Source organism: Cypionkella sp. (genome assembly GCF_028290025.1).
In the GTDB taxonomy this organism is placed as follows: domain Bacteria; phylum Pseudomonadota; class Alphaproteobacteria; order Rhodobacterales; family Rhodobacteraceae; genus Cypionkella.
On the sequence record NZ_JAQGKQ010000098.1, the window covers coordinates 30094 to 55215 of the forward strand.

Genomic DNA, 25122 nt, shown 5'->3' on the forward strand with positions numbered 1-25122 from the left:
ACGAAATTCTGCGAAACGGTTGCCAGAAGGAAGGCCGCGTTGGTTTGCGGGGCTGGTTTCGCGACATTTCTTGTCGGGCTTGCGCTTGTGCGAAGGGGTTGCCGCTGCCATATTCTGATCAAATTCAGGAGACTGACATGATCATCAAGCGCGACTTCTACATTAACGGTAAATGGGTGGCCCCGGTTGTGCCGCGCGATTGCGAGGTGATTGACCCTTCGACGGAAGAACCCTGCGCGGTGATTTCGCTTGGGTCAGAGACCGATACCAATGCGGCTGTGGCTGCGGCGAAGGCGGCGTTTCCGGCGTGGGCTGCGACCGATCCAGCGGTGCGGCGCGAGGTTGTGGTGAAGATATTGCAGCAATACGAGCTGCGGTTGGACGAGCTCGCCCATGCCATCGCAATTGAAATGGGCGCGCCGATTGACATGGCGCGTGGCAGCCAGGCGCCTTGCCTGCCGTGGCACGCGACGAATTTCCTGACGGCGTTTGATGCGCTGGAATGGGTGCGACCCTTGGGGCCACATGCGCCGAATGACCGGATTTCGCTGGAGCCGATTGGCGTGGTTGGCCTGATTACGCCGTGGAATTGGCCGATGAACCAGATCGCGCTGAAGGTTATTCCGGCGATTTTGGCGGGCTGTACTTGCGTGCTGAAACCGTCAGAGGAAAGCCCGCTGAACGCGCTGCTGTTCGCCGAGCTTTGCCATGACGCTGGCGTGCCGCCGGGGGTGTTCAACTTGGTAAACGGCGATGGCGCGGGCGTGGGCTCGGTGTTGTCGGCGCATCCGGATGTTGAGATGATTTCGTTCACTGGGTCTACCCGCGCTGGCCGTGCGATTTCGGCGGCAGCGGCGCAGACATTGAAGCGCGTGACGCTGGAACTTGGTGGCAAAGGCGCAAACCTGATTTTCGCCGATGCCGACGACAAGGCCGTCGAACGTGGCGTGCGTCATATGATGAACAACTCGGGGCAGTCGTGTAACGCGCCAAGCCGGATGCTGGTGGAGCGTCCGATTTACGATCGCGCGGTTGAGATCGCCGCGCAAGTGGCTGATTCCATTAAGGTCGGCTCGGCGCATGAGCCGGGGAAACATATCGGCCCGGTGGTGAACAAGCGGCAGTGGGATCAGATCCAAGGCTATATCCAGAAGGGCATCGACGAGGGCGCGCGTCTGGTGGCGGGCGGTCCGGGTCTGCCGGAGGAGTTTAATCGCGGCTATTATATCAAACCGACGGTATTCGCCGATGTGGTGCCGGGCATGACGATTGAGCGTGAGGAGATTTTCGGGCCGGTGCTGTCGATCATCCCCTTTGACACCGAGGAAGAAGCGGTGCGCATCGCCAATGATACGCCCTATGGCCTCACCAACTACGTTCAGTCCAGTGACGGCGCGCGGCGCAATCGGCTGGCGCGGCAGTTGCGCGCTGGAATGGTTGAGATGAACGGCAATTCTCGGGGTGCGGGAGCGCCTTTTGGTGGTGTGAAAGCCTCGGGCCGGGCGCGTGAGGGCGGCCATTGGGGGCTGGAGGAGTTTCTTGAGGCCAAGGCGATTTCGGGTTGGGATTCTAATCTGGGTTAGCTTCGTCCGATAGCTTGAAACGCCGCCGCATTGTCGGCGGCGTTTTGCTTTTGCGGCCGGCCAGAAAAACTTGACACATGTGTCGATTCGAGCTCTGCTGGCCGAAGCCACCGCAGGAGCCAATATGACCTCGCATCCCCGCTTGCTTTCGCCGTTGCAAATGCGGGGCCAGACCCTGCGCAATCGCATCGTTTTCGGCGCTCATACCAACAATATGGCGGATCAGGGCATACCAGGGCCGCGGATGGAGGGCTATTTTGTCGAGCGCGCCTTAGGCGGTGCTGGGATGATCGTGACCGAACCAGTACCAGTGCACCGCACCGGAGTTTTGACACGCGGCAATATGCTACACGGTTCCGATGAGATTATTCCACATTTTCAGCGCATTACCGAGCGCGTGAAAGTTGCGGGCGCGGTGATTTGCCAGCAGCTTTACCATGTCGGCGCGCATGGCGATTCCGATCTTAGCTTTGCACCGCATTGGTCGCCCTCGGGTGGGCCTTCGTATCACGACAGCGACGGCTCGCATAAGATGACCGAAAACGAGATCGAGGAACTGCTGGCGGCGCATCTGGACGCGGCGTTGCGCGCGCAGAAATCTGGGTTCCAGGGGGTTGAAGTTTGGGCGGCTTACCACTCGCTGCTCGATCAGTTTTGGACACCGTGGTCAAACCAGCGCGATGATAAATGGGGCGGTTCACTGGAAAACCGTACGCGGTTCTCGCGGACTTTGGTGGAAAATATCCGCCGTGCCTGTGGCGAGGATTTCATTGTCGGGATGGCTGTCAGCTATTCAACGGCATTTTCGGCGACGCTTTCAGCGGAAAACCTGTGTGAAATCATAGCTTTGCACGATGAGACGGGGCACCTCGATTATGTCACGGTCGGCGCAGGCAGCTATCTGGAATTTGACGCGATTATTCCACCGTTTACCCATGGCGAAAAGCTGACGACGCCGCTGACGGCTCAGCTGAAGGCGCTGGCGAAACATATCAAGGTGACTTCGGAAGCTGGGATCCGCACGCCGGAAAATGGCGAGCAGGTGATCGCTGCCGGCGAGGCCGACTTGGTGTCCATCGTGCGCGGTCAAATCGCTGATCCGCATTTGGCGCGAAAAGTCACCGAAGGCCGCGCCGACGATATTCGCGGCTGCATTTCGTGCAATCAGATGTGCTGGGGGCGTCGCAGCCGGGATTACTGGATCTCCTGCCTGATTAACCCCTCTGCGGGCCGCGAATTTGAATGGGGCGGCGACCGTTTTGTTCCAACACCCGCAGCAAAATCTATCTTGGTCGTAGGAGCAGGTCCCGCGGGGCTGGAGGCTGCGCGCGGCGCGGCAGAACGCGGCTTTGCCGTGGAAATCGTGGAAGCCTTACCTGTTATTGGCGGGCAATTCCGGCTCGCGGGTATGCAGCCACGCCGCGCACAGATTTTGGATTTGATGGATTGGTATGAGCGGCAGTTTGAAAAACTTGGCGTGACGCTGCGGCTGAACACCTATCTGGATGAGGATGAAATCGCCGCGCATCCGGCGGATATAGTGGTACTAGCGACGGGTTCACTGCCCGACGAAAAAGCATTTCAGCGCTGGTTACCGCATCTCGAAAGCCTGCCGGGGCTAGAGTTGGGTGGCGTTTGGTCGCCAGAGGAAGTGATGAGGCGCGAGGCTCGGCTGGGCGATTCGGTGATTGTCTGTGACGAGGGCTCTAACTGGCGCGGCGTGGGCACGGCTTGGAGTTTGGCCGAGGCGGGCAAGCAGGTGACGATTGTGACTCCCGAAGCCTTTGTCGGGAAAGAAATCGCACGGACGGCAGCGGATGGCGCGGCGCGGCGGCGCATGGCAAAGCTTGGCGTGGTGTTCAAAACCGAAAGTTGCATCGCGCGCTGGCATGGCAATGGCGCCTCGATTCTCAACCTGCTGACAGGGGAGGAAGAAACCATCGCGGCCTCGGGTCTGGTGATGGCGACGACGAACCGGGCTTTTGATTTAAATCCCGAGGTCTTTGCCGGAAAACAAACCCATCGGATCGGCGATTGTGTGGCACCCCGGCTGGCGGCCTACGCGTTTCACGAAGGCCGCAAGCTGGCAATATCGCTTTAGCCGACGCGCGCGAAACTGTAGGCCGATGACAGCGCCCAAGCGTCGCGAAAATGTGGCGATGAGGCGGGGTCTGCGAGTAACTGACCGGGTTTAAGCTGCTCATATTGCTCGGCGAACGAGATCACCTTGTCGGATGATGGGATCCTGCGAGGTGACGCCAGTGGGGCACAGCCCGGTGTGGCAAGACTGCGCCTGAATGCAGCCAACCGCGAACATGAAACCCCGCGCGGCGTTGCACCAATCCGCCCCCAGCGCCAGAATTGTTGCCATATCAAAAGCCGAAGTGATCTTGCCGGAAGCACCGATCTTGATTTTATCTCGCAGGCCAACACCGATCAAAGCATTGTGCGCAAAGGATAATCCGTCGCGCAAAGGCATCCCGACATGATCCATAAACTCTAACGGAGCAGCGCCCGTGCCGCCTTCCTTACCGTCGATAACGATGAAATCCGGGGTGATGCCGGTCTCTAACATCGCCTTGCAGATCGCCATAAACTCCCATGTGTGACCGATGCACAGCTTGAATCCAGCAGGCTTGCCGCCGGATAATTCACGCATCCGCGCAACAAATTCCAGCAGACCTATAGGGGTTGAGAATTCGGAATGGCTGGCGGGCGAGACGCAGTCTTGCCCCATCGGCACACCGCGAATCGCTGAGATTTCTGCGGTGACTTTCGCCGCTGGCAGTACGCCGCCATGACCGGGCTTTGCGCCTTGCGAGAGTTTCAGTTCGACCATCTTGATCTGCGGATCGGCAGCAGCTTCGGCGAACAACGTGGCATCAAAGCCGCCCGCCATATTGCGCGCGCCGAAGTAACCCGAGCCCAATTCCCACACCAGATCGCCGCCAAATTCGCGGTGATAGGGCGAAACGCCGCCCTCACCGGTGTCGTGAAAGAAGCCACCAGCCTTGGCGCCACGGTTTAACGACCTGATCGCATTGGCAGAAAGCGCGCCGTAACTCATCGCCGAGATGTTCAGCAGTGACGCCGAATATGCCTGCGGGCCAAGGCCGATGTTGACCCGCATCGCATCAATCGGGGCGGCAGGGCGGGGCGCAATCGAATGATGCAGCCACTCATACTGCTCTTGGTAGACGTCATACATCGTGCCGAATGGCCGCTTATCGAGGTCTTTTTTGGCGCGCTGATAGACAATCGCGCGCTTATCACGCGGGAACGGCGCGCCGTCTTTGTCGCCTTCAAAGAAATATTGCCGAAGCTCCGGGCGAATGTCTTCGAGCAAAAAGCGCATATGCGCGATGATCGGGTAGTTGCGCAGGATCGCGTGGCGGGTTTGCAATAAATCGTGCACGCCGAGCGCCACAAACGCCGCCATGATCACGGACAGCAGCTCTAGCCCTTCGGCGTAATAGGGCCAGGCTTGGCTGAGCACGACAAACAATGCGCAAAGCATCACCGACATTGTTAACAGCATATAGCGGGGCTCAAACGGATAGCGCAGAAATTGCATAATAATCCTTGGGCCAGCGTGGCTGCTGACCATTTAAAGCGAAAGATGTTGCGGCAAGATTAACGACAGAAGGTCACAGAGTCTTGTCAGATCAGAATGGCAGCGGCGCGGTGAAAGTCACCCAATCGCCGGTGGTCGGATGGTGCAGCGACAGGCTCTCGGCGTGCAGCATAAGTCGCGGAAATTCTCGGGCGTTACCAGTGGCATAGATCGGGTCCCCCAAGATCGGGCAGCCCTGCGCCAACATATGTACGCGCAACTGATGACTGCGCCCCGTCAAGGGAAACAGCCGGACGCGGGTGGTTTCGCCGCCACGGCTGAGCACTTGCCAATCGGTTTGCGCGGAGCGACCATTGACGTGATCGACCATTTGGCGCGGGCGGTTCGGCCAATCGGTGCAAATTGGCAGGTCGATATGACCCTGATCGGGCGTTAACTGTCCGTAAACTTCTGCGATATAAGTCTTCTTGGCGCGCCGTTTTTCAAACTCCTGTCCCAAAAAGCGCTGAGCTTGTTTGGTGCGGGCAAAAATCATCACGCCAGAGGTGTCACAATCCAGACGATGCACCAGTAAAGTGTCCCACAGCGCAGCTTGCAAGCGGCTGACCAGGCAATCCTCGCGACCCGCCAACTTGCCCGGCACTGAGAGCAGGCCAGCAGGCTTGTTCGCCACTATGATTTGGGCATCTTGATATAGAATATCCAGCGGAACATCCGGCGGGTTGTAGATGAAATCTGGGATCATAAAATATTGTGACCGGCGGCTTTGAGGCTGGCGGCAAGGTGGCGGATATGGGCGGGGCCAACCTCGCAACAGCCGCCGACAATGCTGGCCCCAAGGGCGACCCACTCCATGACGAACGCGGTATACTTCTCGGGGGATAGGTCGTGGCGGTGGGTGTAGTCAGGTGCTGCGACGGTGTCTGGCAGCGGCAGGCTGGAGATTTCGCTGAAGCCGTTGGCATAGGCACCGAACGGCAGGCCCATGCTCGAAAGTTCGTGCAGGGCGGCCAGCATCGCCTCTGGCATCGAGCAATTTGCCAGCACGGCGGCGGTGGGATGCTCGGCTATCAGATCGCGCAAGCCGGCTATCGGTTCACCCGAACGCAGGCGGCTACCGTCACGATCATCGACAGAAACCGAAAGCCACACCGGAAGGCCAGCGGCTTGCGCACCCTGCAAAGCGCCGCGCGCAAGGTCCAGAGACGACATGGTTTCCAGCAGAATGACATCGACATGCGGGGCAAGGATGCGGGCCTTTTCAGCGTAAAGCGGAGCGGAAACAGAGACTGGAGGTGTCAGATCGGGGCGGTAGGACTCGCCCAGCGGGCCCATCGAACCTGCGATAAGCCCCCGACCCGCTTGGGCTTTCGACTCATGCGCCTCCATCAACGCGCGCAGATGCAGGGCGTGATACAAAGCGTCGAGACCAACGGCCTCTAGCCGATCATGCAGAATGTTGTAGGTGTTGGTGGTTGCCACCGAAGCGCCCGCTGCGAAGTATTCATCGTGAATGGCTTTGACCAAACCGGGGTTGTCGATCATCGCGCGGGTCGCCCAAAGCGGGGTCGGATCATCGCCAGAGCGCGCCACCAGTTCCTGCCCCATGCCGCCGTCGAGAAGGGTAATCTGCATCATTCACTCCGTGTTAGTTTTGCCGCCAAGCCCGCGAACGGCGCCGCTGCGACTTGATTGAGCATAGCCATACCGCCGCCGATGAAAGGCGAGCAGGTTATTCAGGCCGATGCCGCTGATAATCTCCGACATTCTAAGCCGTGGGAATATCGTAATAATCGCCCTTGTCCTCAAGGCACGAGTTTTCGATTATCTTCAAGGCCGTCGGGCCTTCCAACGCTCCAGCGGCGATGCTGATGCGGTTTTCTCCGACGGGTTCCCAGAACAGGCTGGAGCCGCAGGTGCCGCAAAAGCCGCGCCTGGCGATATCGGAAGATTGAAACCAGCGGAGGCCAGTGCTTTCGGTTAGGCGGAAACGGTCGTGCGGCACCGAAGTTGCGGCCCAGAAGTGTCCGGACGTTTTGCGGCATTGCGTGCAATGGCAGGCGACAACGTCGCGTAGGGGGGCGTCGGCCTCAAACCGAACTTGACCGCAAAGACACCCGCCCCTCATATCGCGTCCTTGAAGACTTCGGCCAGCAGTGGCACCAGCCAATCTTCGTCAGCTTTGGTAAACGCGGCGGGGGTATTGCTGTCGAGATCAAACACGCCGAGCAATTCTCCGACCCCGTTCCAAACTGGCATCACGAGTTCGGATTTTGTGCTCGAAGCGCAGGCGATGTGGTCGGGGAAGGCATCGACATCTGGCACGTTTTGCACCTGTCCCGTGCGGGCGCAAGCACCGCATACACCGCGCGAGAACGGGATGACGAGGCAGCCGTGGCCGCCCTGATACGGCCCTATTTTCAACAGGTTAGGCTCGGTTACCCGGTAAAAACCTGTCCAATCGGCGAACGGATGCGCATGGTGAATTTCACAAGCGACGGTCGCCATCAGTGCCACAGTGTCGGTTTCGCCATGCGTCAGGGCGCGGATGGTTTCGGTGATATGTTGCATCTCAATACCCCAGAGCGCAGCCGTCTTTGCGCGGGTCTGACGCGCCGATCAGGATGCCGGATTCGTCAATCAGGATGCTTTGCGCGCCACCGATCGGCTCGGGCGACAGCGACACCTGATGCTCCATATCCGCCAGTTCGGCGCGCACCTGCGGGCTGTAGCCGCTTTCCATTAACATGCCGTCGGCACCCGAAAAACAGCGCGGTGCGTCGATCGCGGCTTGGGCTTGCAGGCCATAGTCCACCATATTCGTCACAAACCGCGCGTGACCGCAGGGCTGATACGCGCCGCCCATCACCCCGAACGGCATGATAACCTTGCCATTTTTGCGCAGCATACCCGGAATGATGGTGTGCATCGGACGTCTGCCGCCGCCTGCTTCGTTGGGGTGACCAGCTTCAAGACTAAAGCCCGCGCCACGATTTTGGAAGTTGATGCCGAACTTTTGCGAGGCTATCCCGGCGCCAAAGCCCCAGAAAATCGAGTAAATCAGCGAGACGGCCATGCGATCATGGTCCACCACGGTGATATAGATCGTATCTTTATGGACGGCCTCGGTCAGCGGGGCGGCCTGCGCCATCGCGCGTTTGGGGTCGATCAGTGCGGCCAGTTTGGCGGCGGTTTCGACAGAAAGCATGTGGTCAAGGCGCGGCGTCGACTCGGCAATGAAGCGATTGCGGGCGTCGTAGGCAAGTTTGCTCGCCTCTGCCTCAATATGCGCGCGCTGGGTGCCGAATGGGTCCATCGCGGTAAGGTCGAAATGTTTGAGGATGTTCAAGAGCAGGATTGCGGTGGCACCCTGACCATTTGGCGGATGCTCAACCAGTTCGGTGCCTTTGTAATCACCGGCAACTGGAGGCTCGTAAGTGCACGCAGTTGCTGCGAAATCTTCCAGTGTATGCGTGCCGCCCATGGCCTGCAGCGAGGCGACCATATCTTCGGCGACCTCACCTTCATAGAAACCAGCGCGACCTTGGCTGGCGACACGGCGCAGCACTTCAGCTTGGCTGGGGGCGCGGAAAATCTGCCCGATCTGGGGGATATTGCCGTCAATGAGATAAAACTTGCGCGCATCGCCGGTCAAGGCCGGGCCATCCTCGGCCCAATCAAAAGCCACGCGGGGGGCCACGGGGACGCCTTCATCGGCGTAACGGATGGCCGGGGCGAGAACGCGGGCGAGCCCGAGTTTGCCCCAGTCGGCGGAAAGCTTGCAAAACGCGTCCATCGCGCCGGGAATGGTGACCGGATCGACCCCGCGTACCGGGACGGCACTCAGGCCCCGTGCACGCATTGATTCGGCTGAATAGGCTGCGGGCGCGCGACCCGAACCGTTCAGCGCAATGACTCGCTCATCGCCTGCGGGCTTGATGAGGGCAAAACAATCGCCGCCAATCCCGGTCATTTGCGGCTCGCAAATCCCCAATAGAATGGCACCTGCCAAGGCTGCATCGACGGCGTTACCGCCTGCTTCTAGCGTTTCGACAGCCACCTTGGCAGCCAAAGGATGCGACGTGGCGCATATGCCATTGCTGGCGTAGATTGCAGATCGGCCCGGAGCCTGAAAATCGCGCATGAAAACCCTCCTGTTGGCGCAAGCCTAAGGAAGTGCGGCGGAATTTCCAAGAGCAAGTGGACCTCGGCGCCACGAACTGGGTGGGGGCTTGATCCGCAGCGCCGAGTGAAGCTTTGTGCAGCTACACCTACATTATCGGCATTTTGCGCGGCTGTTTTACGGGGAAATTTCGGCAAACTGACGGCATATTTGACGATTTGTGATTAATAGCCTGCTATGCGGGCGATTGTTGCGTATTAAGACTGAAGCTGAGCAGGTTCCGCCCGCCGATCCGCTGATACGCTAAATCTTTCGATAGGCAGCGAATCAAATGCCAACCGAAACCACCTTCGGGCGGATTGACGCTTTCGCCGGAAGCCGCGAGGCTACCAGTGGGTATTGTGCCACCGGGCATCGGTAACCCAGTGTCTGAGATTTGGCACAGCAGTTCATTCTGGCGCAAATGCAGTGAGATTTCGATTTCGCCCTGACGTCCGGCATAGGCGTGCTCGACGATGTTGTTCAAAGCTTCTGCCAGCACAATTTCAGCGTTGCCTCGACCGTCCTCGGGTAAACTGCGCAGCAGGACCGAGTCTAACAATGCGCGCAAGCCATCGCGGACGCCGTTGTAATGGCTAGGTATCGTCAGCCGGGTACGGGTGGCGTATTCGGCGTCAATTACCTGCATTGGCCTGGCTTGGCTGGCAGCAAATCTTCCGGCAATTGATCATGGATGATGAAAATGCTGTCCATTCGGGTGAGCCGAAATACCTTCTGCACGGTCGGGGTCAGACCGGAAAGTTCGAGCTTACGTTCCGGTCCCAATGCCTTCATCACCGCGACAACGGCACCCAAACCGCTGCTGTCTAGAAAGGCCACGCGTGACAAATCCAATATCACCCGCAGGGAAGGCAGTTGCGTCAATTCGCGCATACGATCTTTGAACTGAATTGCACCTGCCGCGTCGATGCGATCACCCAGCGCCTGCACGACAATAACCTCGCCGCGTTGTTCTGCCAAAAGCTGCATCCGCTTGGCCCTTTCCTGAATCTGTAAGCTCAGGTTAAGCCGAAGAGGTTACTGTTTGGTAAGCGGGGCCAGAGAATCAGTTGAGCTGGAATTGCAGCGGGTATCGCCCATTCTCAAAATCGCCAAACAGATCGGGCAGATCGGGATGAGTCACGGGCTCGCCGGTTTCATCAGGCACAAGATTTTGCTCTGACACGTAGGCGACGTAGTAGCTTTGCTCATTTTCGGCCAACAGATGATAAAACGGCTGATTGCGTAACGGGCGAGCATCTTCCGGGATAGCGTGATACCATTCTTCAGTGTTGGAAAACCTCGCATCCACATCAAAAACCACACCGCGAAACGGATGCTTGCGATGGCGCAAAACCTGACCGATGTGATATTTGGCCGCCGTCGTCAGCATTTCATTTTTGCTCCCCATAAAGGTTTAGTAATCTCTTGGCGTGGCGGTGTCTATTCCACAGGCGCGCCGCAGGGGAAACAGTCTGTCGTGCGCTTGGTCCTAGTCTGCCAAGGCTGCTTGCAGGCGGAAATATGTATGGCTCCTGCTTTGCACGGGAATGTCATGGAAAATCGAAGACATACCCATTTCCTCGACGATGGTTTTCTCGTATCGTCAGCACAAAATAAAAGCACGAGGGGCGAATGAGCAGACTTCTCCGTGCGTCGATCCTGTTGCTGGCCCTTGCATCTTGCGGGGGAGGAAACTCTTCGGCGCCGCAAAACATGGATGATGCCTGCGCAATTTTGCGGCAGCGCCCGGCGTACTTCAAAGCGATGCGGGCAACTGAACGCAAGTGGGGCGTACCGGTGCATGTGCAGATGGCTGCGATTTATCAGGAATCGAAGTTCATCGGCAATGCGCGCACGCCGCATCAATTTGCATTGGGAGTGATCCCGATGGGACGGCAGTCGTCGGCCTACGGTTACAGTCAGGCGCTGGACGGCACTTGGGATGAGTATCAGCAAGAGCAGCGGCGGTTTGGCGCAAAGCGGGACCGGATCAACGACGCGACTGATTTCATGGGCTGGTACATGAGCCAGAGCACCGCAAAGCTGGGCATCTCGTTGAATGACGCCGAGTCGCAGTATTTGGCTTACCATGAGGGGCGGTCGGGGTTCGCCAACAAGTCTTATTTGGAGAAGCCTTGGTTGGTCGATGTTGCCGCTGCGATTGGGCGGCGGTCGGCGATGTATGCGGGTCAGCTGAGCTATTGCGACTGATCAGCGACTGCCGCCGCGACGTTCGACTTCGTCGGTGATGTTGAACATGGTGGCGCTGTAGTTGGCGCCGGTTTTTAGATCGCCGAGGATCACCGTGGTTTGCTGGCCGAGATCATCGGTGATCACCCACTGCCGCAGGGTGGTGGGTTTGGCGGTGAACACCAGTGCTATTTGGCCATATTCGGGGTGTTGCGGGTCTTGGGCGACGACCTGCGTGGCGTTTTTCGACTCGGTGTGGGCGACAACCATCTTCGCGCGGCTCAGATCGACGTTGGCCGCTAAGATCAGGTTCAGCGGCGTGCGTGTCAGCGGGTATTGCTCGGGGGCTTGGTTGGACTTCGCATCGAAGATCGCGACGTTGCCGCTGGAAGCCAGAACCAGCGATTTATCAGGCGGCGCGTATTCAAAGCGGACGCGGCCGGGGCGTTTGATGATCAGCTTGCCGGTGGCGATGGAGCCGTCGGCGTTGACTTGGGTGAACTGAGTTTCCGCCGTGGTCAGGCTGTTCAGATAGGCTGACAGATCCTTCAACGGAATCTTCTCAGCCAACGCGGGGGCGGCGAGCAGGATCAGGGCGAGCGGGGCAAGCAGGGTGCGGAGCTTTTTCATGCGGTATATATACGTCATCAAAGTCGGGTTCGCACCCCCCTCGCGATCACTTGGCGGAGAGGTGCCTAGGCTCGAATTGTGGGCTGTCCACACGTGGACAACGACATGACTGTGAACAAATTCAATGGGTTATATAGGGCATGTTCACAATCTGTTAACACTCCGCGGGATGAGTTTCGGGATGCTGCCGGCGGGAGTAATTGAGCAATTGTGAACATTCCGCAGTTTCATCATGGCTTAACTGCGCCCGCATACCATTGCTCGATATCAATGGTGTGCCCCTTGCTCACGAGGCTGTAGCGGTTACAATGCAGATACCTCAGCCAAGGACGCGCCCATGCCGATCGACCCGCCGGAAACGCAGATTGTCACCCATTGGAAAGTCGCCTGCGACGGCGGCGAGGGGCCTTTGGGCCATCCACGGGTTTGGCTGCCTATCCCAGAAGATACCGGCTATGTCGAATGTGGCTATTGCGACAAACGCTTTGAGATCGACCGCGAACACGCGCATGATGATCACTAGGGCTTCGGGCATCATCGGCTCTGCGCGTTAAGGTCTGATCTTGCGTCGAATTATACGGGCGATCACGGCGATCATTTGCCTGCCGCTGCTGTATTTCGCTGCGGGATTTGTCGGCGCAATAATTCCCGGCAAGCACGCGGATTTGCCGCAAGGCACCGATGTCTTGATCGGTCTTGCCCGTGCGCCGATCCATTACGACTTTCTGCTGCCAATGTCGCCGGAACTGCGGGCGCGCTATGGCTTTGCGGAAAGTGCTGGTGTGCCTGTGCAAGCGCTGCAAGCGGAGTGGTTGCTGGTGGGTTGGGGATCGGAAGCATTCTACACGACTGCGGGCAGCTACGGCGATATGAAGCCGGGGGCGGTTTGGACTGCGATCACTGGCGATAAAGCCGTGCTGCACTTGGATGTGGCGGGCGATGTGAGCGGCGTCGATGGCATCGAATATCTGACGCTGTCTGAGGCGCAATATGCGGCCTTGCTCGCCAGTCTTGATGCGAATTTCCAGCGCGATCAGACCGGGGCTCCGTTGCCGCTGCCTGCGCGTTTCAACGATCACGATGCGTTTTTCGCGGCTAACGGTCATTTCAGCCTGCTTTATCCGTGCAATGCTTGGCTGGGGGAAACTCTGCGAGCGGCGGGAGTGCCGTTTGGAATTTGGACGCCGACGCCGCAAGCGGTGGAGTTGTCGCTGCGCTGGCATGAAGGCGCGCCGCTGTAAGGGTGGAACGTGGCCTCGCTTCGTGGCAATACTTGGCCCTGTAACGGATTAAGGGGCTGCGAGATCATGGCATTCGGCAAGGGCAATCACCTGCATCTGATCGACGGCTCGGCGTTTATTTTCCGGGCTTACCATGCGCTGCCGCCGCTAACGCGGAAGTCGGACGGGATGCCGGTGGGCGCTGTGGCGGGGTTTTGTAACCTGCTGTGGAGCGAGTTGACCTCGACCCGCAAGGAAACCGCGCCGACACATCTCGCGGTGATTTTTGATGCGGGCTCGATCACTTTCCGCAACGCGATTTACGACAAATACAAAGCCAACCGCCCGGATTTGCCGGAAGATTTGAAGCCGCAGTTCATCTATACCCGCAAGGCAACCAAGGCGTTCAACGTCTCTTGCATCGAGCAAGACGGCTTTGAGGCCGACGATATTATCGCGACTTTGGCGCGGCGGGCGCGGGAGGCTGGTGGGTCTGTCACGATCATATCCTCGGATAAAGACCTGATGCAGTTGGTGGGGGACGGCGTCGATATGCTGGACCCGATGAAGAACAAGCGGCTGGGTATTGATGAGGTGTTTGAGAAGTTTGGTGTCGCACCCAATCGGGTGATTGATGTGCAAGCTTTGGCTGGGGATTCGGTCGATAACGTGCCGGGTGCGCCGGGAATCGGCTTGAAAACCGCAGCTTTGCTTATTCAGAAATATGGCGATCTGGAAACCTTGCTTGAGCGCGCGGGGGAGATCAAGCAGCCTACGCGGCGTGAGGCTTTGGTGGACAATGCCGAATTGATCCGCATTTCCAAGCGATTGGTGACGCTGGATGCGCATATGCCGCTGGAATGTTTGTTGGATGATCTGGAGCTGACTTCGCCGGAGCCGGACGTGGTGATGGGCTTTCTGCGCGAGATGGAGTTTTCGACGCTGACCAAGCGGGTGGCGGAGCGGTTGAAGATTCCGGTCCTCGCCGTTGAGGATGGCTTGGCTTTGGCGGCGGTGAATGACGCTGAAAATGCGCTGGAAGCCGAGCAGCTGCCGTTTGATTTGGCGGGTTATGAGAAGATCGACACGATGGCGGCGCTGGATGCGTCGATCGCGCGGATTATCGAGGTTGGTCATGTCGCGATTGATACCGAAACCACCAGTCTGAATGAGATGCGGGCCGAACTGGTCGGGATTTCTTTGTGCGTCGATGCGGGGAAGGCCGCGTATATTCCGCTGGGCCATAAGCAGGGCGGCGGCGATCTGTTTGGCTCGTCAGAACTGGTGCCGGGGCAGTTGGGGCTGGAGGCGGTGTTGGCGGCGTTGAAGCCAGTACTGGAAGATGCTTCGGTGCTGAAAATCGGTCAGAATATGAAGTATGACTGGAAGATTTTCGCGCGGTTGGGGATTGAGATCGCGCCGCTTGACGACACCATGCTGATGAGCTCGGCGATGCAGGCGGGGCTCAATCCGCATGGTATGGATGCGTTGGCCGAGAAATATCTTGGGCATATTTGTATGCCGATCAAGAGCTTGCTGGGCACGGGCAAATCTCAGGTGACATTTGATCGGGTTGGGATTGATGACGCGGTGAAATATGCAGCCGAGGATGCTGATGTGACGCTGCGGCTGTGGGCGCTGTTCAAGCCGCAGTTGCATCGAGCGCAGGTGACCACGGTGTATGAGACGCTGGAGCGGCCTTTGGTGCCGGTATTGGCGCGGATGGAGATGGCCGGGATTGAGGTGGATCGCGATACTTTGAGCCGGATGTCGAATGCGTTTGCGCAGAAGATGGCGGGGCTGGAGGCGGAGATTCAAGAAGTTGCGGGGGTGTCGTTTAACGTAGGTTCGCCGAAGCAGTTGGGCGAGATCCTGTTCGACAAGCTGGGTTTGCTGGGGGGTGAAAAGGGCAAAACCGGGGCTTATGCGACGGGGGCGGATGTGCTGGAGGATCTGGCGACCGAGCATAAATTGCCGGGTTTGGTGCTGGATTGGCGGCAGTTGGCCAAGCTGAAATCCACCTACACCGATGCGTTGCAGGACCATATCAACGCGGAAACCGGGCGGGTTCACACCTCATATTCGATCACCGGGGCGGTGACGGGGCGCTTGGCCTCGACCGATCCGAACTTGCAGAACATTCCTATCCGGTCGGAGGAGGGGCGCAGGATTCGCGAAGCGTTTGTGGCACCGAAGGGCAAGGTGCTGGTATCGCTGGACTATAGCCAGATCGAGCTGCGGATTTTGGCGCATGTGGCGGATATTGCCTCGCTGCAACAAGCGTTCAAAGACGGCATTGATATTCATGCGCTGACGGCGAGTGAGATGTTTAACGTGCCGTTGGATCAGATGACTTCTGACATCAGGCGGCGGGCGAAGGCGATCAACTTCGGGGTGATCTACGGGATTTCGGGGTTCGGTCTGGCTCGGAACCTGCGGATACCGAGGGCGGAAGCGCAGGGGTTTATCGACCGGTATTTTGAGCGGTTTCCGGGGATCAAGGAATATATGTCGGCGACGGTGGCGTTTGCGCAGAAGAACGGCTTTGTGCAGACTTTGTTTGGGCGCAAGATCAATACGCCCGAGATCAACGCTAAGGGGCCGGGGGCGGGGTTTGCCAAACGGGCGGCGATCAACGCGCCTATTCAGGGCACGGCGGCGGATGTAATCCGGCGGGCGATGATCCGGATGCCTGCGGCGATTGCGGGGATGCCGGCCAAGATGCTGTTGCAGGTGCATGACGAGTTGCTGTTCGAGGTAGAGGAAGGCTCGGCTGAGGCGCTGATTGCGGTGGCGAAGGGTGTGATGGAGGGGGCTTCGCATCCCGCCGTGCATCTGAAGGTGCCGTTGACGGTTGAGGCTGGTGTGGGGGCTACTTGGGCTGCGGCGCATTAGCGGCTGGCGCTGGGGGCTCGCCCACAGACTCCGAGGACATTTGATCGCAGAGGGCGCACCGACCTTGAGCCGGTATTTTTGGGTCAGCGTTAAGGCCCCGGCTCAAGGCCGGGGCGGCGTCGAGTTATGCGCGGTCGATCCGCAACTGGTAGCAGTTGTTGCGGGCGGATCTGATGTGGAGGTAGGCGATGCGCGGGTCGGTCAGGCGGGTTTCGGCTTCGGCTGGGATTGTGGCCGTGGCGACGACTGCGCCGGTGCCGTAGACGATGCGGTGCTCGGCGGAGTAGCCTCGGATGATGTATTCGGGCGAGGCGAGGATTTCGGGGACGGCTGCGCCACCGCCTGCTTCACACGCATCGGCGCACAGGAATATCGGGCCGAGTTCGGCGTAGGGTTGCGGTTCGGGGAACGGGCGGTGGGCTAGGATTAGCATTCCGGCACCTTTGGGAATGTTTTGCAGGCAATGGCGGCAGGGGGTGCCAGGGCCATCGGAGATGTGGCGCTCGGGTGTTTGGCCGTTGGCGTCAAGCCCGCCTGCCTGATAGGCGCGGACGATTGCGGTGGGGATTGGGGTGAAGCGGATCATTTCGACCTCTGGGCTAGGGTATGGCCCAGATAGCGTTGCGATCAGGGATCCGGCGACCCGAAACCTGCGGTTAACGCATTGGCTTTAAGCTGAAACAGAATCACTGATGGAGTGGATGTTCTGATCAACATGTACGACACCACAAACCGCCTTAACGCTGGATGAGCGGCCCCATGACTTTGCCGCCCAAGATGTGCAAATGGTAGTGCGGCACCTCTTGCATACCGTGCGGGCCGGCGTTGGTGATGGCGCGGTAACCTTGACCGGGGGCCACTCCGACGATCTCAAAAACCTTTGCACAGGCGCGGTGGAAATCGACGATTTCCTCGGCAGAGGCGTGGGCTGCGAAATGATCGAATGTGGTGTAGGGGCCTTTTGGGATCACCAGCACATGCACCGGAGCCGAGGGCGCGATGTCGTGGAACGCCAGGGTATGCTCGGTTTCCACGACGGTCTTGTTCGGTATCTCACCGCGCAGGATGCGGGCGAAGACATTTTGCGGGTCGTAGTTATGGGGCATCGGTCAATCCACAAACAGATATTCGGTGGCGGCGATCTCGCGGGCTTTGTCTGGTGAGATATCAAGAAACTCGGCCAGTGGTATAGTGTTTTCATCGACGCTGGCACTTTGACGCATCCGCAGCAGGTTGGGAAAGCCGGCATCTTGAATGCGGTCGCCCTCAAACTTCACATCGTAGCGGATGGTCGGCAGCAGACGCTCAATGGTGTCGCGTGGCGTGCTTTCAGACGCGAGGCCGACGCGTTTGGCATGGCCGATCAGATAATCGTCGGTGAAGTCGCACTCAATTTCCAGCAGACGGATTTTGGCTTTGTCGTTGTAGAAATCCTGCATCAGATCGACGTTGGCGGGGTCTATGCAGACAACGAGGTGATCGGTCTGCCAATAATCAAACAGAACCCGCATCAGCGCGCGGCGGTGGCGGGTGCGTTTTTCAAGCGTGGACTGGATGCCGCCGAGGTCCGGCAAGGGGGTGTCAGCCTCGTTAAAGAGATAATCCAGCGCGGGCAGGTTGGTGACTTGGCGGACACGTTCGACCAGACGCTTGGCGACGTGCCATTTCTTGCAGGTGACCATCATCAGGGTGCGGTGGCGGCCCAAGGTGCTTTCGGTTTCCCAAAAACGCGGCGCAAAACGGCGACCGACGCGGCCGCGCCCGGTGATAAACTTAAACAGCGACGGGCCTTCATTTGAAATTGCAAACGGCACCCCGCGGGCTGCGTAAAGCTTGCCGAGCCGCTCTTTCAGCTCTTTCGCATCGACACTTATTTTGCGGGCAAACAGGTAATCCTGGCTGATCAGCAGGGCATAGTTGTCGTTATAAAACGTCAGTGGCATACCGTAATCGGTGAACATCAAGAAGGTCAGCGTGCGGGTGCTGAGCTCTGCCTCGGGAACAAGGTGGCGAACGACGGTTTGGAAAAACGTCTCATCCGGGATCCAAGTGGTACGGAAAAATCGCATCACGTCGCGGCGTTTTTTGGTGAAATCCAATAGGGATTCGACGGTGCGGCGGCGCAGACACCACCACTGGCTGCCGATCTGCATGGCGATATCGCCGGGGACTTTGCGGGTCAGCCCGAGTTTGTCCTGCCATTTCATCGAGGCGTAGAACAAGGTTTTTTGTGTGCGCTCGTTGAAGTAGTGCCGGTAGATCAGGCGTTCTTCCTTGATGCCGGTCTTGATCCACTCGGAATTGAAAAAGTCGAAGCTTTCGATGTAGTCGACTTCGTTGCGATCCAAGAACTTATGCGCGTATTCAGCGGATTTGATCGGCATGCAGTCACCGGAAAGCATGTAAAAATGCGTCGCGCGCGGGAAGGCGTTCACCGCAGCCTCGACGGCGAGCAGGGTGGCCTCGACCAATGACCATTCGCCCCAACCGCATTTAAGGCGGCGTTTGGTGAAGACCACGCGGGAATTGTCGGCCAAAACGGTGCGGATTTTCTCAAAATCGGCAGGCTTGGCGCGGGCGTCGAAGTGAATCGCCACAAAGTCGCCAACGGCTGTCAGCCGCTGGGCCTGCGAGATAATACCTTCGGGATCTTTATGGCAGAGCAGGATATAGGCTATTTTGGCCATTTCGAGAACATTAAACCCTTGAACGCATCGTTGTTTCTCTAAATAGCTTGAAGAGGTATGGAAAAGACAGCACTTGTTTGCTTTTTCGTGGCTGAGTGGGTTTGTGCCGCGTGCTTGCGGGCGTGAAGGAGTGTTGTGGATGGGTTTTCCCGGAACTTGGATGACTGAGTCGGAATCGGTAGTGTATCGGGTGGTGCCTAAATGTGCCTGCTCTACCATCGGACAGATCATGTACTATTCTGACCACGGCACGTTCTTTGATGGCGATATACACGATGCCGGCGGTGGGATGCATAAGTGGGCGCTAGACGCGAGCCAGCCGATTATCGAACGCAATGTGAAGGCGCATAAGTCTTATGCGTTTACCTGCGTGCGTAACCCTTACACCCGGGTTTTGTCGTCGTTTTTCGATAAGATTTGTGGGATTCAGCGCAACGGCAAGCGTTATCGCGGCAATCTTGTGCCGCTGCTGATCCAAAAATACGGTGTGCAGGTCGGCGGCGATGATGGGCAAGGCGAGTTCGATCAGATCGACAGTTTCCGGCGGTTTTTGCTGTTTGCGCGCGACACCATCCGATTCAAAAAACCGATGGAGCCTGACATTCACTGGTCAGCGATGGCGGGGCATGTCTCTACCTATATCGTCAACGGCGGGCGCTATGACAAGATTTTCTTCACCGAGAAATTCGATGAGGGAATGGGCGCGGTTCTCAAAAAAATCAAAGTAAAACATAAGGTTGATCTGAAGAAGATCCCGAAGTTTAACGAGAGCGAGGGGCATGGGCCGAAGCGGCTGCACCCGGTTGAGGATTACTTCGACGATCTGTCGCGCCATTTGGTTTGGGAAATCTACAAGCGCGATTTCCAGTTGTTCAAGTATGATTTCGACAATCCGGGCAACAAGATGCCTTTGGCCGAAGTCGATCTGGATGAGGTTCACGCCAAGCTGGGCGATTGAGTTTGGCGTCGGAACTGGGGGTTTCACACCCCCAAAGTCACATTGGCTGTGAGCCAATGTGACCTGACCCCCGTGGGATATTTATGAGCAGATGAAACAATTTTAGATAAATTGTTGTAGTTTGTTTTGGGTTACTCCGGCATCCTCAGTACGATTTTGCCAATATGGCCGGAGCTTTCCATGCGCCAATGCGCGGCGGGGGCGTCGGTTAGGGCGTATTCGCTGTCGATCACCACGCGGAATTTGCCGGATTTTATTAGTGGCCAGACATGGGTTTCCACCTGATGCGCGATGGCGGCTTTAGCGGCGTCAGACTGAGGCCGTAGGGTTGAGCCGGTGAGGGTTAGGCGGCGCATCATCATCTCGGCAAAGTTAAGCTCGACCTTTGGGCCTTGCAGGAATGCGATCTGCACGAGGCGGCCATCGTCGGCTAAGGCGCGGACGTTGCGGGGTAGGTAGGGGCCGCCGACCATGTCAAGGATCAGATCAAAGCCGCCGAGGGTTTTGGCTTCTTCCTGAAAATCGGTGGTTTCGTAGTTGAAGCAGGTTTCAGCGCCCAAGGCTTCTACTGCGCGGCATTTTTCGTCTGTGCCAGCGGTGGCGAAAACTCGGGCACCTAAGGCGCGGGCGATTTGCACTGCGGTGGTGCCGATGCCGGAGGAGCCGCCGTGGACAAGGAAACGCTCACCTGCCTTGAGTTTGCCGCGCATCACCATGTTGGACCAGACGGTGAAGCAGGTTTCGGGCAGGCAGGCGGCTTCGCGTAGGCTTAAGCCCTCGGGGATCGGCAAGGCGTGGGCTTCGTTGCAGGCGGCGTATTCGGCGTAGCCGCCACCGGGCAGCAAAGCGCAGACTTTGTCACCGATCTGCCAACGGGTGACGCCGGGGCCCATCGCCACGACGGTGCCCGCGCCTTCTAGTCCCGGCAAGGGCGAGGCATTGGCGGGCGGCGCGTAGGAACCGGCGCGTTGCAGAGCGTCGGGACGGTTCACTCCGGCATAGGCGAGGCGAATGATGATCTGACCATGGCCGGGAACTGGCACCGGAAGCGAGGTCGGCACCAGCACATCGGGGCCGCCGGGGGCCGAGATTTCCATCGCCAGCATTGAGGTATCCATCATCGAGGTGGCAAGCGTCATATCGCAGCCCTTTCAGGATTTATGGTGGCCAGGCAGGTCGGCAGCCGACTGCGGAGCACGGATTTTTTCCATCAGCTTAAGCGGACCGCTTAGCAAGGCTTTGGCAATCGGATTGCGCATCACGGCGGCTTTGGTTTTCTCAAACTGGGTGACATTGGCAAGGCGGCGCTCAAGGAAGGCCCATGTCTCGGCGTTGCCATCCGATTGGTCGCCAAGCCAGAACAGCACGGTGGCGCTGTAAACCGCCGAAAGAGTGGCGCGTTTGGAATACCAGTTCAGATCGTTCGAGGTATCGCCCAATGCTTTCCAGATCGCATCGGCGGTGCCCCAGATCAGTTTTGCGCCCTCGGGGGCGTGGTGCGGCAGGCTGAACAGCGTGGTGGCACGGCGCACGAGCTCTTTGTCGGCATCGGCCAAGCGCAATTTGATCGCTTGGGCGACGCGGTCGGTGTAGCGCAAAGCGGTGAGATCGGCGGCATTTATGGCCTCGGTCATCGCCCGGTCGCCGGATTGGTGATAGGCGACTGCGAGATCAATGCCACCGCGCGGAAAGAGGGCACGCGCCAAACCGGAGGCCACACCCGAATCGGTCAATGCTGCGGCAAAAGTGGATTCCGACCAACCATCAAACGCCGCGTGTGGCAAAGCGGCGTTGAGTATAAGTGTTTTGGCGGCATCCATACTGGTTTCCGAGGTGTTATTATCGTCCATTTGGTTCCCTTTCTTTACACAAGGTAGACAAAGCTGCGCGGCTTTGCTATCCGGCCCGAGCCTGCACATTTCAGTGCAACTCTAACTTAGGAAGGTGGTGACAACCACATGCAGGTCAGCGTCCGCGATAATAACGTTGAGCAAGCCCTCCGGGCCCTCAAGAAAAAGCTCCAGCGCGAAGGCGTGTTCCGCGAAATGAAGCTCAAGCAACATTTCGAGAAACCCTCCGTCAAGAAAGCTCGCGAATCCGCCGAAGCCGTGCGCCGTGCGCGCAAGCTCGCCCGGAAGAAGCTTCAGCGCGAAGGCGGTATGTAATTTTGGCTTAGGCCGGGATTGCTACACGTTAGCGACACTGGGGGAGCGATCCCCAACCCGATTGACCCCCGTCCCACAAGGCCGGGGGTTTTTCTTTACGTATGAATTTTGGGCAATATGCTTGCGTCTTGTGCGTGTCGCGTAAATTGTGGCTTTCCCTCGCGTTAAATGCGGCAGTGCAGCAACCGAAAACCCGGGGCGACGTTCTAGCCTGAGGGTTAACAGCGAAAGGGCTGTCTATGCTTGTGCGGTTTGGCTATGACATTACGGTCTCTTGCATCCTAGAGACTCCGATGATTTGCATGATGTCGGTTCGCGACGAATTGCGCGAGAATTTACGCCAGCAATCGGCGATGCAGACGACGCCAGTGGTGCCAACGAAGCTATATCGCGATTTGTTCGGCAATACGTGTCGGCGGATGGTGGCTGAGCCGGGACCGTTTACGCTGCACAGCGATTGCACGATCGAAATTACCGGTGATCCTGATCCGGTGCAGCCGTGGTTGCAGCCGACACCGTTGGCCGAATTGCCGGATGACGTGCTGATTTATCTGCTCGGCAGCCGCTATTGCGAGACGGATCGTTTGAGCCAGGTCGCTTGGGATATGTTTGGCAATATCGCGCCGGGCTATGCGCGGGTGCAGGCGATTTGCGACTATGTACACAATCACATCCGGTTCAATTACCAAAACGCCCGCTATACCCGCACTGCGTATGAGGCTTGGCAAGAGCAGACGGGTGTGTGTCGGGATTTCGCGCATCTGGCGGTGACGTTCTGTCGCTGCATGAATATTCCGACGCGCTACGTGAACGGCTATATTCCGGATATTGGAGTTCCGGTGACCGGGCCGATGGATTTTGCAGCCTGGATACAAGTTTACCTGGATGGCGGCTGGCACACGTTTGATCCGCGCAACAATGTGCCTCGGATTGGCCGGGTAGAGGTGGCTTACGGGCGGGATGCGGCGGACGTGCCGCTGATCCATTCGTTCGGGCCGCATCTGTTGCAGAAGTTCACCGTCTGGGCAGATGAAGTGACGGCTTAAGAGCTTGGGCGGTTTCGCCCACCCGCACAGCAGGTGGGCGATGTGTCTTAGCTTGCGACTTCAGCACCGTCGTTGCGCTGGATCGCTACAACTGCCGGACGTGGCAGACCGCCTTCTTTAAAATCTGGCCATAAGGTTTCAGCTTTATCCAAAGTTTCGGCATTTTCTGCCGGATGTTGCACCGAAACAAACAGCGTAGTGCCATCCGGGGTGAAGCAAGGACCGGAAGCTTCTGCACCGATCGGGCAGGCGAACAGCAGTTTTGGCAGACCGCGCGCTGGGCCTTCGGTATCGACACCGTAAACGCCGTCGGCGATGTCAAAGTCATTCGCGCCATCGGTGGAGACGAACATGCGGCCTTTGGGGTCGAATGTCAGGTTGTCGGGGTTGACGAACCAGCCGTTCTCGGAGGTATCCGGGCTAAAGGTGGAGCCGGTCGTAGGGTCTTTCGGGTTGCCCGCCAAAACGAACAGATCCCATTCATATTTTTCGGCAGTATGGTCGGCATCGACGCCTGCGCCGCCCGGTGGGATCATCTCGACGATGTGGCCCCACAGATTTTCCGGACGGGTGTTGGCGGCGTTCAGTTTATCCTGCGTGATCTTTTTGTTCTTGGTCATCACGGCATAGACGCGGCCTGTTACCGGATTGGTTTCCATATCTTCCGGGCGATCCATTGGCGTCGCACCTAAGATATCGGCAGCCAGACGGGCCTTGCGCACCACATCGGACTGATCGGCGAAGCCCGCGTCTGCGGTGAGCCCTGCGGTGCCGTGGATCAGTGGCAACCACGTCAGCGTGCCGTCGGCATCATAACGCGCGACCGAAAGCGTGCCCGCATCCAGCAAATCTTTTCCCGATGCCGGATTGGCCGGATCATATTTCGCTTCAGTTACAAAGCGGTAAACGTATTCAAAGTAATCGTCATCGCCCATATAAACCACAACGCGACCGTCTTTGTTCAATACAACGGTCGAGGCTTCATGCGACATGCGGCCCAAAGCGGTGCGCTTGACGGGGGTAGAGTTCGGCTCGTAGGGGTCGATCTCGACAACCCAGTCAAAGCGGTTCGGCTCGTTCGGCTCTTTTGCCATATCAAACCGTGCATCAAACCGGGCGCGGCCGTAATAGTCTGAGCCGTCATAACCGTAGCGTTCGAGCACGGCGGCTTCGGGATTGCCTTCCGTCACGCCGCCAAACGTATCTGACGCACCTTCTTCGCAGGTTAGCACGGTACCCCAAGGCGTCACGCCGCCCGAGCAGTTGTAGGTTGTGCCCTTGGCCATTGTGCCAGTTGCGTCATACGAGGTTTTCAAATGCGCATTGCCAGCCGCAGGGCCGAAAATCGTCATCGGGGTATCCAGTGTGATGCGGCGGTTCAGCGGGCTGTCTTGCACCACCGACCACACGCCATCCTTACGGATGATTTCGACAATCGAATGCCCAATCGCCATGTTGCAAAGCGCAACCTGCGCTTCGGTCATCTTCGCGCCAGCTTCATCTTCGGTCATGCCCGCGAACATGACGTTGGGCGAGACGTATTCGTTGTTCACGCACAGCAAGCCGTGATCCGAGGTCTGCGAGCCGCGCGGCAGCGGCATGAAGGCGATGAAATCGCAGTTATAGCCGAATCGGTCGGCTTGGGTTGCGGCGTCGATTTTGGTGGGGTCAAAAGCCCCTTGCCCGGCTTTCATGGCATCGCCCCAAGCGACCACGACATCGGCCTTATAGCCGTCGGCGACATGGTGCATTTTGTCGTATATGCGGGTCAGTTCGGTGAATTGCAGGCTGGACTGTGCGGCCTTGGCATAGGCTTGTGTGGAAAACAGCGAGCCGACAAAACCTTGTGCGGCGACGGCTCCAAGGGTGGCTCCTGCGCTTTTCAGAAAGTTGCGGCGGGAACGGTCAGCAATGATGTCGCGCATTGGTTTGTTGGTGGCACGGTTGTGCAAATTGTCAGGGGTCTTGTTCATGACTGGAGTTTCCTCTGGCTGGGTCGCAGCAGAGAT

General features: G+C 58.2%; 25 protein-coding genes. 9 read left to right on the plus strand and 16 right to left on the minus strand.

The features are described from left to right. Nucleotides 1-137: 137 nt before the first annotated feature. Both JWS10_RS17710 and JWS10_RS17715 read left to right on the plus strand, forming a co-directional pair. Complete coding sequence (locus JWS10_RS17710; protein WP_299509130.1) at nucleotides 138-1583, plus strand: aldehyde dehydrogenase family protein; 1446 nt, start codon at nucleotides 138-140, stop codon at nucleotides 1581-1583. Nucleotides 1584-1707: 124 nt separating this feature from the next. Next, nucleotides 1708-3684 (plus strand): FAD-dependent oxidoreductase, encoded by a 1977-nt coding sequence (locus JWS10_RS17715; protein ID WP_299509131.1) that lies wholly within the window; start codon nucleotides 1708-1710, stop codon nucleotides 3682-3684. A gap of 99 nt (nucleotides 3685-3783) precedes the next feature. Here the strand turns inward: JWS10_RS17715 and JWS10_RS17720 are convergent, their stop codons facing one another. From JWS10_RS17720 to hspQ, 9 genes are all read right to left on the minus strand, one after another. Then, entirely contained in the window at nucleotides 3784-5157 is a 1374-nt protein-coding gene (locus JWS10_RS17720; protein ID WP_299509132.1) for an FMN-binding glutamate synthase family protein, read from the minus strand. A gap of 91 nt (nucleotides 5158-5248) precedes the next feature. Further along, complete coding sequence (locus JWS10_RS17725; RefSeq protein WP_299509133.1) at nucleotides 5249-5902, minus strand: pseudouridine synthase; 654 nt, start codon at nucleotides 5900-5902, stop codon at nucleotides 5249-5251. Continuing rightward, entirely contained in the window at nucleotides 5899-6792 is an 894-nt protein-coding gene (locus JWS10_RS17730) for a homocysteine S-methyltransferase family protein (RefSeq protein ID WP_366943553.1), read from the minus strand. The genes JWS10_RS17725 and JWS10_RS17730 overlap by 4 nt, the downstream gene beginning before the upstream one ends. A gap of 133 nt (nucleotides 6793-6925) precedes the next feature. Then, nucleotides 6926-7285, minus strand: coding sequence for a GFA family protein (locus JWS10_RS17735; RefSeq protein WP_299509135.1), 360 nt, complete (start codon nucleotides 7283-7285; stop codon nucleotides 6926-6928). Beyond that, nucleotides 7282-7734: a GAF domain-containing protein gene (locus JWS10_RS17740; RefSeq protein WP_299509158.1), complete on the minus strand. Its 453-nt coding sequence runs from the start codon at nucleotides 7732-7734 to the stop codon at nucleotides 7282-7284. Before JWS10_RS17740 ends, JWS10_RS17735 begins: the two co-directional genes overlap by 4 nt. Next, nucleotides 7730-9301 (minus strand): gamma-glutamyltransferase family protein, encoded by a 1572-nt coding sequence (locus tag JWS10_RS17745; RefSeq protein ID WP_299509136.1) that lies wholly within the window; start codon nucleotides 9299-9301, stop codon nucleotides 7730-7732. Before JWS10_RS17745 ends, JWS10_RS17740 begins: the two co-directional genes overlap by 5 nt. 214 nt (nucleotides 9302-9515) lie before the next feature. After that, nucleotides 9516-9968: an ATP-binding protein gene (locus JWS10_RS17750; protein ID WP_299509137.1), complete on the minus strand. Its 453-nt coding sequence runs from the start codon at nucleotides 9966-9968 to the stop codon at nucleotides 9516-9518. Further along, on the minus strand, nucleotides 9959-10309 hold the full coding sequence (locus JWS10_RS17755; RefSeq protein WP_299509138.1) for an STAS domain-containing protein: 351 nt from the start codon (nucleotides 10307-10309) through the stop codon (nucleotides 9959-9961). Before JWS10_RS17755 ends, JWS10_RS17750 begins: the two co-directional genes overlap by 10 nt. 76 nt (nucleotides 10310-10385) lie before the next feature. After that, nucleotides 10386-10712 (minus strand): heat shock protein HspQ, encoded by a 327-nt coding sequence (gene hspQ, locus JWS10_RS17760; protein WP_299509139.1) that lies wholly within the window; start codon nucleotides 10710-10712, stop codon nucleotides 10386-10388. A gap of 242 nt (nucleotides 10713-10954) precedes the next feature. Here hspQ and JWS10_RS17765 point away from each other — a divergent pair, with 242 nt between their 5' ends. Next, complete coding sequence (locus JWS10_RS17765) at nucleotides 10955-11533, plus strand: lytic transglycosylase (RefSeq protein ID WP_299509140.1); 579 nt, start codon at nucleotides 10955-10957, stop codon at nucleotides 11531-11533. Here the strand turns inward: JWS10_RS17765 and JWS10_RS17770 are convergent, their stop codons facing one another. Further along, nucleotides 11534-12160 carry an outer membrane lipoprotein carrier protein LolA gene (locus JWS10_RS17770; protein WP_299509141.1) on the minus strand — a complete coding sequence of 209 codons (627 nt, stop codon included), beginning with the start codon at nucleotides 12158-12160 and terminating at the stop codon, nucleotides 11534-11536. Nucleotides 12161-12479: 319 nt separating this feature from the next. On the opposite strand from JWS10_RS17770, the gene JWS10_RS17775 reads away from it, so the two are divergent. The 3 genes from JWS10_RS17775 (at nucleotide 12480) to polA (ending at nucleotide 16257) form a co-directional block, all read left to right on the plus strand. Beyond that, nucleotides 12480-12665 carry a zinc-finger domain-containing protein gene (locus JWS10_RS17775; RefSeq protein WP_299509142.1) on the plus strand — a complete coding sequence of 62 codons (186 nt, stop codon included), beginning with the start codon at nucleotides 12480-12482 and terminating at the stop codon, nucleotides 12663-12665. 40 nt (nucleotides 12666-12705) lie between these two features. Next, the gene (locus tag JWS10_RS17780) at nucleotides 12706-13383 is read left to right on the plus strand and encodes a TIGR02117 family protein (RefSeq protein WP_299509143.1); all 678 of its coding nucleotides are present in this window, start codon (nucleotides 12706-12708) and stop codon (nucleotides 13381-13383) included. 66 nt (nucleotides 13384-13449) lie between these two features. After that, entirely contained in the window at nucleotides 13450-16257 is a 2808-nt protein-coding gene (gene polA / locus JWS10_RS17785) for a DNA polymerase I (protein ID WP_299509144.1), read from the plus strand. Nucleotides 16258-16381: 124 nt separating this feature from the next. On the opposite strand, the gene JWS10_RS17790 is transcribed toward polA, so the two are convergent. The 3 genes from JWS10_RS17790 to JWS10_RS17800 form a co-directional block, all read right to left on the minus strand. After that, nucleotides 16382-16843, minus strand: coding sequence for a DUF1203 domain-containing protein (locus JWS10_RS17790; RefSeq protein ID WP_299509145.1), 462 nt, complete (start codon nucleotides 16841-16843; stop codon nucleotides 16382-16384). Nucleotides 16844-16994: 151 nt separating this feature from the next. Next, a complete protein-coding gene (locus JWS10_RS17795) occupies nucleotides 16995-17363 on the minus strand; it encodes an HIT domain-containing protein (RefSeq protein WP_299509146.1) in 369 nt (122 codons plus the stop codon). A 3-nt stretch (nucleotides 17364-17366) separates the two neighbouring features. Continuing rightward, nucleotides 17367-18944: a DUF5928 domain-containing protein gene (locus JWS10_RS17800; RefSeq protein WP_299509147.1), complete on the minus strand. Its 1578-nt coding sequence runs from the start codon at nucleotides 18942-18944 to the stop codon at nucleotides 17367-17369. Nucleotides 18945-19083: 139 nt separating this feature from the next. Here JWS10_RS17800 and JWS10_RS17805 point away from each other — a divergent pair, with 139 nt between their 5' ends. Beyond that, entirely contained in the window at nucleotides 19084-19902 is an 819-nt protein-coding gene (locus JWS10_RS17805; RefSeq protein ID WP_299480718.1) for a sulfotransferase family protein, read from the plus strand. Between the two features lie 131 nt (nucleotides 19903-20033). Here JWS10_RS17805 and JWS10_RS17810 read toward each other — a convergent pair whose 3' ends face one another. Continuing rightward, on the minus strand, nucleotides 20034-21020 hold the full coding sequence (locus JWS10_RS17810; protein ID WP_299509159.1) for an NAD(P)H-quinone oxidoreductase: 987 nt from the start codon (nucleotides 21018-21020) through the stop codon (nucleotides 20034-20036). A 33-nt stretch (nucleotides 21021-21053) separates the two neighbouring features. Then, nucleotides 21054-21752, minus strand: a complete 699-nt coding sequence (locus JWS10_RS17815; protein ID WP_299509148.1) for a COQ9 family protein — start codon at nucleotides 21750-21752, stop codon at nucleotides 21054-21056. 108 nt (nucleotides 21753-21860) lie between these two features. Between JWS10_RS17815 and rpsU the strand changes: the two genes are divergently transcribed. Both rpsU and JWS10_RS17825 read left to right on the plus strand, forming a co-directional pair. Beyond that, entirely contained in the window at nucleotides 21861-22067 is a 207-nt protein-coding gene (rpsU, locus tag JWS10_RS17820) for a 30S ribosomal protein S21 (RefSeq protein WP_054008279.1), read from the plus strand. Between the two features lie 239 nt (nucleotides 22068-22306). Further along, nucleotides 22307-23113: a transglutaminase family protein gene (locus tag JWS10_RS17825; protein ID WP_299480705.1), complete on the plus strand. Its 807-nt coding sequence runs from the start codon at nucleotides 22307-22309 to the stop codon at nucleotides 23111-23113. Nucleotides 23114-23160: 47 nt separating this feature from the next. Here JWS10_RS17825 and JWS10_RS17830 read toward each other — a convergent pair whose 3' ends face one another. Then, nucleotides 23161-25086 (minus strand): PhoX family phosphatase, encoded by a 1926-nt coding sequence (locus tag JWS10_RS17830; RefSeq protein ID WP_299509149.1) that lies wholly within the window; start codon nucleotides 25084-25086, stop codon nucleotides 23161-23163. Nucleotides 25087-25122 lie beyond the last annotated feature (36 nt).